General features: G+C 73.0%; 11 protein-coding genes and 1 pseudogene. 7 read left to right on the top strand and 5 right to left on the bottom strand.

Going from position 1 to position 13,745, the window contains the following annotated elements; translation table 11 throughout:
• The first annotated feature begins 10 nt into the window (after positions 1–10).
• Both HNR57_RS23775 and mltG read left to right on the top strand, forming a co-directional pair.
• The gene (locus tag HNR57_RS23775) at positions 11–1,813 is read left to right on the top strand and encodes an ABC transporter ATP-binding protein (protein WP_184562627.1); all 1,803 of its coding nucleotides are present in this window, start codon (positions 11–13) and stop codon (positions 1,811–1,813) included.
• A gap of 43 nt (positions 1,814–1,856) precedes the next feature.
• Positions 1,857–2,702, top strand: coding sequence for an endolytic transglycosylase MltG (gene mltG, locus HNR57_RS23770; protein ID WP_184562625.1), 846 nt, complete (start codon positions 1,857–1,859; stop codon positions 2,700–2,702).
• Positions 2,703–2,772: 70 nt separating this feature from the next.
• Here mltG and HNR57_RS23765 read toward each other — a convergent pair whose 3' ends face one another.
• Positions 2,773–3,849 carry an NAD(P)-binding domain-containing protein gene (locus tag HNR57_RS23765; RefSeq protein WP_184562623.1) on the bottom strand — a complete coding sequence of 359 codons (1,077 nt, stop codon included), beginning with the start codon at positions 3,847–3,849 and terminating at the stop codon, positions 2,773–2,775.
• 344 nt (positions 3,850–4,193) lie between these two features.
• Here HNR57_RS23765 and HNR57_RS23760 point away from each other — a divergent pair.
• Positions 4,194–4,385: pseudogene (locus HNR57_RS23760) on the top strand (serine hydrolase); the annotation flags it as partial.
• Positions 4,386–4,428: 43 nt separating this feature from the next.
• On the opposite strand, the gene HNR57_RS23755 reads toward HNR57_RS23760, so the two are convergent.
• The 4 genes from HNR57_RS23755 to HNR57_RS40895 all read right to left on the bottom strand — a co-directional run bounded on the left by HNR57_RS23755 (position 4,429) and on the right by HNR57_RS40895 (position 7,312).
• Positions 4,429–5,460 carry an ABC transporter substrate-binding protein gene (locus tag HNR57_RS23755; RefSeq protein WP_184562621.1) on the bottom strand — a complete coding sequence of 344 codons (1,032 nt, stop codon included), beginning with the start codon at positions 5,458–5,460 and terminating at the stop codon, positions 4,429–4,431.
• A gap of 54 nt (positions 5,461–5,514) precedes the next feature.
• On the bottom strand, positions 5,515–6,255 hold the full coding sequence (locus HNR57_RS23750) for an ABC transporter ATP-binding protein (RefSeq protein ID WP_184562620.1): 741 nt from the start codon (positions 6,253–6,255) through the stop codon (positions 5,515–5,517).
• Positions 6,228–7,097, bottom strand: a complete 870-nt coding sequence (locus HNR57_RS23745) for an ABC transporter permease (protein WP_184562618.1) — start codon at positions 7,095–7,097, stop codon at positions 6,228–6,230. The genes HNR57_RS23750 and HNR57_RS23745 overlap by 28 nt, the downstream gene beginning before the upstream one ends.
• A gap of 131 nt (positions 7,098–7,228) precedes the next feature.
• The gene (locus HNR57_RS40895; protein WP_349817350.1) at positions 7,229–7,312 is read right to left on the bottom strand and encodes a putative leader peptide; all 84 of its coding nucleotides are present in this window, start codon (positions 7,310–7,312) and stop codon (positions 7,229–7,231) included.
• Between the two features lie 123 nt (positions 7,313–7,435).
• Here HNR57_RS40895 and HNR57_RS23740 point away from each other — a divergent pair, with 123 nt between their 5' ends.
• From HNR57_RS23740 to HNR57_RS23725, 4 genes are all read left to right on the top strand, one after another.
• Positions 7,436–7,858, top strand: a complete 423-nt coding sequence (locus tag HNR57_RS23740; protein WP_062925484.1) for a YjbQ family protein — start codon at positions 7,436–7,438, stop codon at positions 7,856–7,858.
• Between the two features lie 145 nt (positions 7,859–8,003).
• Positions 8,004–11,000 (top strand): SpoIIE family protein phosphatase, encoded by a 2,997-nt coding sequence (locus HNR57_RS23735; RefSeq protein ID WP_184562616.1) that lies wholly within the window; start codon positions 8,004–8,006, stop codon positions 10,998–11,000.
• 136 nt (positions 11,001–11,136) lie between these two features.
• The gene (locus tag HNR57_RS23730; protein WP_184562614.1) at positions 11,137–12,687 is read left to right on the top strand and encodes a sugar ABC transporter ATP-binding protein; all 1,551 of its coding nucleotides are present in this window, start codon (positions 11,137–11,139) and stop codon (positions 12,685–12,687) included.
• Positions 12,684–13,730 (top strand): ABC transporter permease, encoded by a 1,047-nt coding sequence (locus HNR57_RS23725; protein ID WP_184562612.1) that lies wholly within the window; start codon positions 12,684–12,686, stop codon positions 13,728–13,730. Before HNR57_RS23730 ends, HNR57_RS23725 begins: the two co-directional genes overlap by 4 nt.
• Positions 13,731–13,745: the final 15 nt, after the last annotated feature.

The raw sequence follows: 13,745 nt of genomic DNA, 5'->3' as shown, positions 1-13,745 counted from the left end.
GTAGGAGCCCATGCATCCCGACCGTGAAGCCGCCTGGACCCCGCCGGCCGACGCCAAGGAGCAGCCCCGGCAGGTCCGCCGCATCCTCGGCCTCTTCCGCCCCTACCGGGGCCGTCTCGCGATCGTCGGCCTGCTGGTCGGCGCCGCGTCGCTGGTCTCGGTCGCCACGCCCTTCCTGCTGAAGGAGATCCTCGACGTCGCGATCCCCGAGGGGCGCACGGGCCTGCTCAGCCTCCTCGCCCTGGGCATGATCCTCAGCGCCGTCCTGACCAGCGTCTTCGGAGTCCTCCAGACCCTGATCTCCACGACGGTCGGCCAGCGCGTCATGCACGACCTGCGCACCGCCGTCTACGGCCGGCTCCAGCGCATGTCCCTCGCCTTCTTCACGCGCACCCGCACGGGCGAGGTGCAGTCCCGCATCGCCAACGACATCGGCGGCATGCAGGCCACCGTGACGTCCACCGCGACCTCCCTGGTCTCCAACGTCACCAGCGTGGTCGCCACCATCGTCGCGATGATCGCCCTCGACTGGCGCCTGACGGTCGTCTCGCTGCTGTTGCTGCCGGTGTTCGTGTGGATCAGCCGCCGCGTCGGCAACGAACGCCGGAAGATCACCACGCAGCGCCAGAAGCAGATGGCCGCCATGGCCGCCACCGTCACCGAGTCGCTCTCCGTCAGCGGCATCCTGCTCGGCCGCACGATGGGCCGCTCCGACTCGCTGACGAAGTCCTTCTCCGACGAGTCCGAGGAACTCGTCGACCTGGAGGTCCGGTCGAACATGGCCGGGCGCTGGCGCATGGCCGTCATCACGATCGTCATGGCCGCGCTGCCCGCCGTCATCTACTGGACCGCCGGCATGGCCCTCCAGCTCGGCGGCCCCGAGGTCTCCATCGGCACGATCGTCGCCTTCGTCTCGCTCCAGCAGGGCCTGTTCCGCCCGGCCGTGAGCCTGCTGTCGACCGGTGTGCAGATCCAGAGCTCCCTCGCCCTCTTCCAGCGCATCTTCGAGTACCTCGACCTGCCGGTCGACATCACCGAGCGCCCCGACCCGGTCCGCCTCGACCGGATCAAGGGCGAAGTCCGCTTCGAGAACGTCTCCTTCGGCTACGACGGCAAGGACGGCCCGGTCCTGGACGGCATCGACCTCACCGTCCCGGCCGGCGGCAGCCTCGCGATCGTCGGCCCCACCGGCGCCGGCAAGTCCACCCTCGGCTATCTGGTGCCCCGGCTCTACGACGTGACCGGCGGCAGCGTCACCCTCGACGGGGTCGACGTCCGCGACCTCGACTTCGACACCCTGGCCCGCGCGGTCGGCGTCGTCTCACAGGAGACGTACCTCTTCCACGCCTCGGTCGCCGAGAACCTGCGCTTCGCCAAGCCCGACGCCACCGACGAGGAACTCCACGAGGCGGCCCGGGCGGCCCAGATCCACGACCACATCGCCGCCCTGCCCGACGGCTACGACACCGTCGTCGGCGAGCGCGGCCACCGCTTCTCCGGCGGTGAGAAGCAGCGCCTGGCCATCGCCCGCACGATCCTGCGCGACCCGCCGGTCCTCATCCTCGACGAGGCCACCAGCGCGCTGGACACCCGGACCGAGGCGGCCGTCCAGGACGCCATCGACGCCCTGTCGGCGAACCGCACCACCCTCACCATCGCCCACCGGCTGTCCACCGTGCGCGGCGCCGACCAGATCGTGGTCCTCGACTCGGGCCGCGCGGTCGAACGCGGTACGCACGAAGAGCTTCTGGAGGAGGGCGGCCGGTACGCGGCGCTCGTACGCCGGGACGCCCAACTGGAACCGACAAGATGAAAATATGCCGGGTTTATGACCATATGCGGGTTACCGTGCCCGCATGCAGAAGAACACTCCGCCACGGAGCACGATTCGACTGACGCGCCGGGGCCGCATCGCCCTCGTCGCGACCGGAGCCGTCGTGGTCGGTACCGCCGTGGCGGTGCCGCTGCTGACCCTGGGGACCGAGGAGGAGGCCCGGCCCACGACCCTGGCCGTCCCCGAGGGCTGGCGCGCGAGCCAGGTCTACGCGGCCGTCGACAAGGCCCTCGCCCTGCCCGCCGGCAGCACCAGGAAGTCCCTGGACAAGGCCGCGCTGAAACTGCCCAACGACGCCGAGGGCAACCCGGAGGGCTACCTCTTCCCGGCCACCTATCGGCTCCAGGAGAACACCACGCCGGACAAGCTCCTCGCGCTGATGGTCGACACCGCCAACGACCGGTTCAACGGCGCGCCCATCGCCGCCGGGGCGCAGCGCAACGCCATGAACGTGTACCAGGCCGTCACCATCGCGAGCATCGTCCAGGCGGAGGCGGCGACCAAGGCCGACATGGGCAAGGTGGCCCGGGTCATCTTCAACCGCCTCGAACGCGGCATGCCGTTGCAGATGGACTCCACCATCAACTACGCCCTGAACCGCTCCACCCTCCGTACGACGGAGAACGACACCCGGATCGACAGTCCCTACAACTCGTACCAGCGCATGGGCCTGCCGCCCACGCCCATCGACAACCCCGGCGAGGAGGCGATGCGCGCGGCCATCAACCCGACTCCGGGCAACTGGCTGTACTTCGTCACGGTCCGCCCGGGCGACACCCGCTTCACGGCCGACTACCAGGAACACCAGCGCAACGTCGCGGAGTTCAACGCGCAGCGGAAGAAGAGCGGGGCGCGGGCGGCCGGGTGAGGGCCCGGCGGCCCCGCCCCACGTCACGTCTCGCCGCGTAGGGTGAGGTCCCGGCGAACCCCGCCCGGCGTCACGCCGCCGCCGGCTCCCGCTCCAGCAGCCGCCTGATGTCCCGTACGGCCGCGCGGCCGGCCCGGTTGGCTCCGATCGTGCTGGCCGACGGGCCGTAGCCGACGAGGTGGATGCGGGGGTCCGCGGCCGCGTGCGTGCCCTCCATACGGATGCCGCCGCCGGGGGAGCGCAGCCGGAGCGGGGCGAGATGGTCGATGGCGGCGCGGAAGCCGGTGGCCCAGAGGATGACATCGGCGTCGACGTGGCGGCCGTCGGCCCAGTCCACACCCGTGGGCGTGATGCGGTCGAACATCGGCTGCCGGTCGAGCACCCCGTCCTCGATGCCCTGCCGGATCGCGTCGTTGAGCGGCAGCCCGGTGACCGACACGACACTGCGGGGCGGCAGGCCCTGCCGTACCCGTGCCTCGACGAGCGCGACCGCGGCGCGGCCCGCGCCCTCGTCGAAGGGACCCTCGCGGAAGACGGGCGGGCGCCGCGTCACCCAGGTCGTGGACGCCGCGTACGAGGCGATCTCCAGCAGGTGCTGGGTGCCCGAGGCGCCGCCGCCCACCACCACGACCCGCTGCCCGGCGAACTCCTCGGGCCCGGGGTACTGCGCGGTGTGCAACTGCCGCCCCCGGAAGGTCTCCTGGCCCGGATAGCGGGGCCAGAACGGCCGGTCCCAGGTGCCGGTCGCGTTGATCAGCGCCCGCGCCGACCAGACGCCGTCCGAGGTCTCCACGAGCAGCCGCCCGCCGGGCCCCTCGCGCACGGCCCGTACGTCCACCGGGCGCCTGACCCGCAGGTCGAAGGTCCGCTCGTAGCGGTCGAAGTACGCGCCGATGACCTCGGCGGACGGCCGCGCCGGGTCCGCGTCCGTGAGCTCCATGCCCGGCAGGGCGTGCATCCCGTGCACCTTGCCGTACGTCAGCGAGGGCCACCGGAACTGCCAGGCGCCGCCGGGGGCGGGGGAGTGGTCCAGCACGACGAAGTCGCGGTCCGGCTCGAAACCGGATCGCCGCAGGTGATAGGCGCCGGCCAGCCCGGCCTGTCCCGCGCCGATGACGACTACCTCGACCTCGCGTGTGTTGTTCACGCTTCTACTAACCGGGCCGGGGTCGTGGATCTTCCCGACGGGTGGCACGGGTGGCACGGGTGGCGCGCGGCTCCGAACGAGTGGACTCCTCCCCTCGCGGACCGCAAGGCGGGTCTCCGCCACGGACACGGATACTGATGTTCCTCGGGTCCCGCCCCCTCCGGAAGAGACGCCTCCATGAGACGTACTCCCTCCCGCCCCGTCTGCTCGCCGGGGCACTGCTCGTGGCGTCCGTGCCGGCCCCGCTGGCGACGATGCCCGCCACCGCCGCCCCGGCCCCCGCCGCCCGGCACGACCACGACGACCTCCCGCGGCACGGCCTCGGCCCCGAGCTCACCGAACGGCACAACGGCTCGATCCCGGGCTACGAGACCGTGACCGTCTACCTGGCGTCCCAGAAGGCCACCCTGGTCATCATGATCAACACGGACGTCGTGGCCGGGGGCCAGGAGCCGTCGACGCCGCTCGCCCGGGCGATCACCGCGGTCGCGACCCTCGGCAACGTCTACGACGGCTCGGTCGTCACCCGGCCGTGAAGCGTGGGGTCCCCCGCTCGCGGCGGGGGACCCCACGGCTGTCTCACGAACCGGTGGAAGGGCGTGCCTCGGTCGTCGACGGCGGCAGGCCGCCGTTGAAACGGGTGTCCGTGAACCGGGCGAAGTCCACCTTGCGGGGGATGAGCTTCAACGCGGTGAAGGTGTCGGCGATCTCCTGCTCGGAGGCGATCAGCGGCTGGTCGACGGCGACCGCGATCCGGGTCGTGTAGGTGCGCTTCACCGCGGCCAGCGCCACGTCCTCGGGGAGACCGGTGTCCTCGGCCCACACCTTCGCCCACTCCTCCTGGTGGTCGTACACCCAGGTGTAGGCGCGTCGCAGCCGCTCCAGGTAGTCCTTGACGGCGGCCGACTTCTTCTTGTCCTTCAGGGCGGCCGGGGCCGCGACCTGGAAGGTGTGCCCGTTGGTCACGCCGTCCCCGTCGGTCAGCACCCGTCCCTGCCCGCCCTGGAGGATCTGCGAGGTGTACGGGTCCCAGACCGCCCACGCGTCGACCTTGCCGGACGTGAACGCGGCGAGGGCGTCGGCCGGCTGGAGGTACTTGACCTTGATGTCGCTCAGCTCGAGCCCGGCCTTCTTCAGGGACGCGACCAGCTGGAAGTGCGCGGAGGACCCCTGGGCGACGGCGACCGAACGGCCCTTGAGCTGCTGGGGTTTCTTCAGGGGCGAGTCCTTCGGGACGAGGACGGTGTCGCCCTTGGACGTGCCGTGCCAGGCGGCCACGACCTTGATCTTCGAACCGGCGCCGGCCGCGAAGACCGGAGGCGTGTTGCCCACGCCTCCGGTGTCGACGGCCCCGGCGTTGACGGCCTCCAGCAGGGGCGGGCCGGAGGTGAACGTCGACCACCTGATCCTGTAGTCGAGATCCTTCAGTTGCCCGGCGGCCCGCAGGATGGCCTCCGAACCGCCCTTCTGGTCGCCGACGTTCAGTGTCACCGAGCCCTTGCCGTCGACGCGGCCGTCCGACGTGGAGGCTGCCGAGTTGCCGCCGCAGGCGGTGAGCAGCAGGGCGAGCGGGAGAAGCAGGGCGGCGGGGGCGAGGCGTCGTCGTCGCATGGTGGTTCCGTTCGTGTGGGCCGTACGGGGCGTACGGGCGGTGCGCGGGGAGAGTCAGGCGGCTTCGGCGGCCGTCGCCTCGACGCCGAGACGTTCGAGGAGGCCGGCCCGCAGGGCGGCGAAGCGCGGATCGGTGATGTCGCGGGGCCGGTCGAGGTCGATGCGCTGCTCGTGGGCGATGACCCCGCGGTCCATCACGAGGACACGGTCGGCGAGCAGGACGGCCTCCTCGACGTCATGGGTGACGAGCAGCACCGCGCAGCCGCGGCGCTGCCACAACTCACCCACGAGCCGCTGGGCCTTGATGCGGGTGAGCGCGTCGAGCGCGCCGAAGGGCTCGTCGAGCAGCAGCAGATCGGGCTCCCGCACCAACGCGCGGGCCAGGGAGGCGCGTTGGGCCTCGCCGCCGGAGAGGGTCTTGGGCCAGGCGTCCGTGCGGTGGCCGAGGCCGACCTCGTCCAGGGCCTGCTCGGCGACGGCACGCTCGGGCTTGCCGGGCAGACCCAGCAGCACGTTGCGCCAGACCTTCTTCCACGGCATCAGCCGAGGTGCCTGGAAGGCGACGGCTTTGCGGCGCGGTACCAGCACGGTGCCCTCGATGTCACGGTCGAGCCCGGCGAGGATGCGCAGCAGGGTGGACTTGCCGCAGCCGCTGCGGCCGAGCAGGGCAACGAACTCGCCCGGCCGGACGTCCAGCCGGAGGTCGTCGATGACGGCACGGCCGTCGAAGGAACGGGTGAGGCCCTCGACGTGGACCGCCTGGGGGATCACCGGCCGGTGAACGTCGGTCGCCATTGCAGCAGCACCTTTTCGAGAGAACGGACGATGAAGTCGGCGAGCAGGCCGAGGAAGGCGTAGACGACGAGGCAGACCACGATCACGTCGGTTCGCAGGAAGTCCCGCGCCTGCACCATGAGGAATCCGATGCCGGAGTCGGCGTTGACCTGCTCGGCGAAGACCAGCGCGAGCCAGGCGATGCCGAGCGAGTAGCGCAGGCCGGTCATGGCGCCCGGCAGCGCGCCCGGCAGCACGACATGCCGTACGAGACCCCACCGCGACAGTCCGAGCGACTCCCCGGCCTCGATCAACTGGGCGTCCACGCCCCGGATTCCGGCGTAGACGTTGAGGTAGAGAGGGAAGGTCACGCCGAGGGTGATGATGGCGACCTTGGGCGCCTCGCCGATGCCGAACCAGATGATGAACAGCGGGATGAGTCCCACGAACGGCACGGTCCGCAGCATCTGCACGGGCGCGTCAACGAGGTCTTCGCCGATCCGGAACAGGCCCGAGACCAGGGCGAGTCCGGTGCCGACGAGCAGGCCGAGCAGCACCCCGCCGGCGACCCGCTGGAGCGAGGTGCCCATGGCCGCGGGAAGGGAACCGTCGGCCACCATGTCCCCGGCCACCCGGGCGATCCGGCCGGGCGAGGCGAGCACGTCCGGGGGCAACGCGCCGGTGGTGCTCAGGAGTTGCCACAACGCCAGGAGCAGCACCGGGCCGGTGGTGCGGCGCAGCCAGCGCGGGACGCGGGTGCGGCGGGAGGAGGTGGGGACGAGGGGCTGAAGGTCGGGATCAGAAGCTGATACAGGGGAAATATCGGGTTCTTTGGACGCCGGAGGAGCGTGGCTGATGGTCATGAGGGCTCCGGGGAGGAGAGCGCGGGCCGGGCAGGGCGCGCGTCGCCGCCGCCGTGCCGGCGGGACCGGGTGCGATCAGCGGGCAGGCGGAACGAGGGCGGGAAAGCCCGGAAGTGAGGAGAGGGAGGGCGTCAGCAGCCGCGGCGACACGCGGCGGAGGCCACCCGCAGCAGGTCGATGTGACCGCGCGTGGTGAGCAGGGCTGAACGCAACATGCGGCCGAACCTAGTCAGCTGGCATGCGCACGGTCAACGGCGTCTCGGTCAATGGGACGTCCGTATCGCCGACCGGCCCGGCGAAGCCCGGGGAAGTCCGGCGCGTGCGTCAGGATGGGGGGCATGTCAGATGTCTTCACCACCCGAGTTCTGAACCTCAGCACCGGCGCCGCGGAGAGGGTCCTCGACATCACCGGCGACTGCGAGTCCTTCCTGCGCGAGGCGGCGGCCGGCCGCGACGGCCTCCTCAACGTCTTCGTCCCGCACGCGACGGCCGGCATCGCCGTCCTGGAGACCGGCGCCGGCAGCGACGACGACCTCCTGGCCGCGCTGCACACCCTGCTGCCCGCGGACGACCGCTGGCAGCACCGGCACGGCAGCCCCGGCCACGGCCGCGACCACGTCCTGCCCGCCCTCGTCCCGCCGCACGCGACCCTGCCCGTGCTGGGCGGCCGGCTGGAGCTCGGCACCTGGCAGTCGGTCTGTCTGGTGGACACCAACAAGGACAACCCGGAACGGAAGGTGCGCCTGAGTTTCCTGGGGTGAGCGCGGTCCCACGGCTCCGGTCGCACGGCCGTGGGCCCGGCATGGCCCTGGTGCGCCGTGACGGCCGCCCGTAATGCCCGTATCCTCATCAATGCCAGATTCTCTTCCGAGCAGCGGATTGTCGCGGGCGCAAGTGAGGCGAAGCGTGGTTCGATCCGGCGAGGAACCCAGGCCGGCGGGGCGTGCGACGGACGGCACGGGACCCGCCAGTCTCCGCGAGCTGTTCCTCCAGGGCGAGCCGGTCGAGACGGGTGTGCGGACGTCCATCCTGAACTCGTGGCAGCGCTGCCGCTCCCTGGGCCTGTCACCGGACGCACTCGACCTGCCCTACCGGGAGGACTTCGACCCGGGCGGCCGTATCGTCCGGGCGGCCGTGCCCGTCCTCGACCGGCTGCAGGCCACGTTCGCCGGCAGCCAGGTCAACATCTCCGTCGCCGACGCGAACGGGACGGTGCTGCTGCGCCGCTTCGGGGATCCGTCGATGGCCAGGAGCCTCCCGGCCATCCAGGTCGTCCCGGGGTTCGTGTTCGCCGAGCAGGTCGCCGGCACCAACGGCATCGGGCTGGCCCTGGCGGAGCGGCGGCTCATCCGCGTCTACGGTGCCGAGCACTTCGCGGAGCGCTCCCAGCAGAACGCCTGCGTCGCGCTGCCCGTCCGTGACCCGCTCAGCGGCCGCATCGAGGGCGTCCTGTGCCTCGGCTACCCGCGCGGCTTCGAGAGGCCCGCACTGGGCGTCGCGATCCGCAGGGCGGCCGAGGGCATCGAACGGCGGCTGCTGGGGCAGAGCTCCGCGCGCGAGCGGGCCCTGCTGCGGACGTACCTGGCCGCCGGGGCCGGGGCCGGGGCCGCCGGTCTGCACCGCGCGGTGGCGCTGGACGCGCTGACGAACGAGTTCCACCCCCGCGACCAGGCCATCCTGCGGGAGAAGGCGGCCGAGCTGATCTCCGGTGCACAGCGGGGAGCCGCCGAGGTGACCCTGCCCGACGGGCGGCTCGTGACGCTCGTGAGCCGTCCGGTGACGAGCGGCTCCGGGGTGCGGGGCATCGCCATCGAGGCCGTGCTGCCCGGCTCACCGGGTGGCGAGCCGCTCGTCATACCGCACCAGACGGACGAGCCGGCCGGCCTCACCACCTCCGCCGTCCCGCTCTCCGCGGCCCGCCCGGCCATCACCCTGCCGTCCGGGCACCTCGCCACGCCCTCCGGCCCGCCCGTCACCACCGACGGAGACGGCGGGACGGCCGGACCGGGCGTGCCCGGCGAGTCCGACACGCCCGTCTCGGCGCCCACTCCTGCCGGACCCGCCGTGTCGTACGGCGCCCGAACCACCGCGCAGTCCACGAGGCCGGACGACGACCGGGGCCCCACCGGGCCGGCCCCGGCCGACGGCGACCGGGGTTCCGGCGAGCCCGTCAGCGGGGAGCAGTCCGAAGCGGCGTTCCCGGCCCGCGGGCTGGTGATGCTGGGGGAACCGCAGGTCGGGGCCTACGCCCTGGCCGCGCGCCGCCGCCTGGAGCTGCTGTCCGAGGCCAGCACCCGCATCGGCACCACCCTGGACGTGCGCCGCACGGCCGAGGAACTGGCCGAGACCGCGGCCCCCGGCCTGGCCGACTTCGTCACCATCGACCTGCCCGACGCCGTACTGCGCGGCGAGGAGTCCGCCGACCCCATGGCCGACCTGCGCCGCACGGTCGTCCACGGCATCCATGAGGGCCTGCCCTTCACACCTCCCGGCAAGCGCGTCGGCTTCGGCCCGACCACGCCTCAGCTGCGCTGCCTCGGCAGCGGCGAGGCCGTGCTGGAACCGGACCTCAAGGCCGCCGCGGGCTGGCTCGCCCAGGACCCCGAGCACACCGAGCGTCTGCTGGCCCACGTCCACTCCCTCATCGCGGTGCCGCTGCTCGCCCGCGGTGTCGTCCTGGGGGTCGTCTCCCTCTACCGCGCGGGCAGCCCCTTCGGGGACGACGACCGCTCCCTGGCGCAGGAACTCGCCTCCCGCGCCGCCCTGTCCATCGACAACGCCCGGCGCTACACCCATGAGCGCACCATGGTCCTGGCCCTCCAGCGCCGGCTCCTCCCGCACGGCCTGCCCGACCAGGACGCCGTCGAGGTCGCCCACCGCTACCTGCCCGCCGAGTCCGACGTGGGCGGCGACTGGTACGACGTCATCCCGCTGTCCGGCGCCCGCGTCGGCCTCCTCGTCGGCGACGTCGTCGGCCACGGCATGCTCTCCGCGGCCACGATGGGCCGGCTGCGCACCGCGGCCCGCAGTTTCGCCGAACTCGACTTCCCGCCCGACGAGGTCCTCACCCACCTGGACAACCTGGTGGGCCGCCTGGACCGCGAGGACCCCGACGGCAAGGGCGCCGGCGTCATCGGCGCGACCTGTCTCTACGCCGTCTACGACCCGACCGCGCAGCGGTGCCTGATGGCCCGCGCCGGCCATCCGCCGCCCGCCGTCGTCCACCCCGACGGCGCCGTGACCTACCCCGACCTGCCCGCCGGGCCCCCGCTCGGCCTCGGCGGCCTGCCCTTCGACGCCGTCGAGATCGACCTTCCCGAGGGCAGCCAGCTGGTCCTGTACACCGACGGCCTCATCGAGGACCGGAACCGGGACGTCGACGTGGTCCTGGAGCAGCTGCGCGAGGCCCTGGCCCATCCCGAGCGTGCCCCCGGGGAGACCTGTCAGGCGGTCCTGGACACCGTGGCACCCGCGCACCCGCACGACGACATCGCCCTGCTCGTCGCCCGCGTCCACGCCATGGACCCCGGCCGGATCGCCGCCTGGGAGCTGCCCGCCGACCCGGCCCGCGTCGGCGAGGTCCGGGCCTCCGCCATGCGGTGGCTGTCCGACTGGGGGCTCGACGAGACCGGGTTCGCCGTGGAGCTGATCCTCAGCGAGCTGATCACCAACGCCATCCGCCACGGGGCCGCGCCGATCCAGGTCCGGCTGCTCTACGGCAAGACCCTGATCTGCGAGGTCTCCGACGCCAGCAACACCGCACCGCACCTGCGCCGGGCGGCCAGTACGGACGAGGGCGGTCGCGGTCTGTTCCTGGTCGCACAGCTCTCGCAGAGCTGGGGCACCCGCTACCTGCCCGAGGGCAAGGTCATCTGGGCCGAATGCGATCTCGACGCCGCGTGACACGGCGTGACGCCGCTTGACACGGCCTCCGGCCCGGTTCGGCTGCCCGCCGGTCCCGCGCCGGCCGCCTTGGAGGCCGCGCCCCGTCGGCGTCGCAGCGAGCCGAAAAATGCCCGAAATGCTGTAATTTGATCGAGTGCGCGACGCTCCCGACACGCCCCCGGAGGCGGCTTCACCCTTCGGGCCGGAACCCCTGGTCCGGATCCGCGGACTCAGCAAGAGGTTCGGCGGCACCGTCGCGCTGGCCGGGGCCGACCTCGACGTCCACCCCGGCAGCGTCCTCGCCCTGCTCGGGCCCAACGGCGCCGGGAAGTCCACGCTCATCAAGATCCTCGCCGGCGTCCACCACGCCGACGCGGGGCAGATCACCGTCGCCGGGGAACCCCTCGGCAGCCCCACCGCCACCCGGAGCATGTCGTTCATCCACCAGGACCTCGGTCTCGTGGAGTGGATGACGGTCGCCGAGAACATCGCCCTGACCACCGGGTACGGGCTCCGGACCGGGCTGATCTCCTGGCGGCGCACCCGTGCGCGCTGCGTCGAGTCCCTGGGGATCGTCGCCGCCCACCTCGACCCGGACGCGCCGGTCTCCGGCCTCGCACCGGCCGACCGCTCGCTGGTCGCGATCGCCCGGGCCCTGGCGGCACGCGCACAGCTCATCGTCCTCGACGAGCCGACCGCCCGGCTGCCCGCCGCGGACTGCGACCGGCTCTTCCGCGTCCTGCACGGCCTGCGCGACCGCGGGCACGCCGTCCTCTACGTCAGCCACCGCCTGGACGAGGTGTACCGGGTCGCCGGTCTCTTCGCCGTCCTGCGGGACGGCCGCGTCGTCAGCCACGGCCGGCTCGCCGGGCACAGCCCCGCGCGTCTGGTCCGCGACATCGTCGGCGAGGCGGACGAACCGGCCGTTCACCGCCCCGCCGGGCTCCCGGCCGGCGCAGCGCCCGTCCTGACCCTCGACGGCGTGCGCACCGCCCGGGCCGGACCCGTGCGTTTCGAGCTCGCGGCCGGGGAGGTCCTCGGCCTGGTCGGACTCTCCGACGCCGGGCACATGGACCTCGGCAGGGCCCTCGCCGGCGCCCGGCCCCTCCTGGACGGGCGGGTCCTGCTGCACGGGCGGCCCTACCGGCCCCGTACGGTCGCGGAGGCCGTCGCCCAAGGGGTCGGGCTCGTACCGGGCGACCGGCTGCGGGAGGGCTGCCTCGCCGAGCTGACCGTGCGGGAGAACCTCCTGGCGAACCCCCGGGCGGGAGGCCTGCCCGTACCGCGCTGGATCGGCCCCCGCGGTGAACGCGCCCGGGCCGCCGCCCTGATGGACCGCTTCTCGGTGCGGCCCCGCGACAGCGAGACCCCCATCGCCACGCTGTCCGGCGGGAACCAGCAGAAGGTCATGCTCGGCCGCTGGCTGCGGACGGACCTGCGGCTGCTGATCCTGGAGGAGCCGACCGCGAGCGTCGACGTCGGAGCCAAGGCCGCGATCCACCGCCTGCTGAACGAGGCGCTGGAGGCGGGCCTCGCGGTACTGCTGCTGTCCACCGACTTCGAGGAGGTGGCGAGCGTGTGCCGGCGCACGCTGGTCTTCGTGCGCGGAACGGTGACGGCCGAGCTGAGCGGTCCCGCCCTCACCGTCGCCGGACTGACCCGGGCGGCCTCGGCCATGCCCCCGTCCACGGCCGGTCACCCGTGACGCCGCGCCGCCGCCCCGGCGGCCACCACGTCGGCGCCTACGGCCTGCTCGCCCTCACCGCCCTGCTCTACCTGGTCTTCTCCCTCGCCCTGCCGGACACCTTCCCCACCCTGGACACCGTCGACTCGATCCTGTCGAACCAGTCGATCCCGGCCGTGCTCGCGCTCGCCGCCATGGTGCCCGTCGTCACCGGCGCGTTCGACCTCTCCATCGGCTACGGCCTCGGCCTGGCCCATGTGATGGTGCTGCAACTCGTCGTCAACGCGGGGTGGCCCTGGCCGCTGGCCTGTCTCACCGTGCTCGCCGGAGGACTGGTGGTGGGCGTCCTCAACGGCGTCATCGTCGAGTTCGGCCGGATCGACTCCTTCATCGCCACCCTCGGCACCGGCAGCATGATGTACGCCGTGACCGGCTGGGTCACCGACGGCGGCCGGATCGTCCCCGGCCCGCAGGGCCTGCCGCCGGCGTTCACCGACCTCTACGACTCCTCGTTCCTCGGGCTCCCGGTCCCCGCCTTCTACGTGCTCGGCCTCGCGGCCGCCCTCTGGCTGGTGCTGGAGCGGCTGCCGCTGGGCCGGTACCTGTACGTCGTCGGGTCGAACCCGCGCGCGGCCGACCTCGTGGGCATCCCGGTGCGCAGGTACACCGTGTACGCGTTCGCCGCCTCGGGCCTGATCGTCGGGTTCGCCGGGGTGCTGCTCGCCGCCCAGCAGCAGATCGGCAACCCCAGCGTGGGCCTCGACTACCTGCTGCCCGCCTTCGTCGGCGCCCTCCTCGGCTCCACGGCCATCAAGCCAGGCCGGCCCAACGCCCTCGGCACCGTCGTCGCCGTCGCCGTCCTCGCCGTCGGCCTCACCGGCATCGCCCAGCTGGGCGCCGAGTTCTGGACGGTTCCGCTGTTCAACGGCGGGACCCTGCTCATCGCCGTGGGCCTGGCCGGATACGCCGCCCGCCGCCGGCTGCGCGGCGGCGCGGCCCGCGACGCACCCGCCGCGCCGCCCCCGTCCTCCCCGGCGGGGGCGGGCGGTACGGCCCCGCCCTGACCTTCCCGGTACGCC

This window comes from Streptomyces paradoxus (genome assembly GCF_014202475.1).
Classification (GTDB): Bacteria; Actinomycetota; Actinomycetes; order Streptomycetales; family Streptomycetaceae; genus Streptomyces; species Streptomyces paradoxus.
The sequence above is the reverse complement of the archived record's forward strand: the minus strand, read 5'-3'. Positions and strand labels throughout refer to the sequence as shown.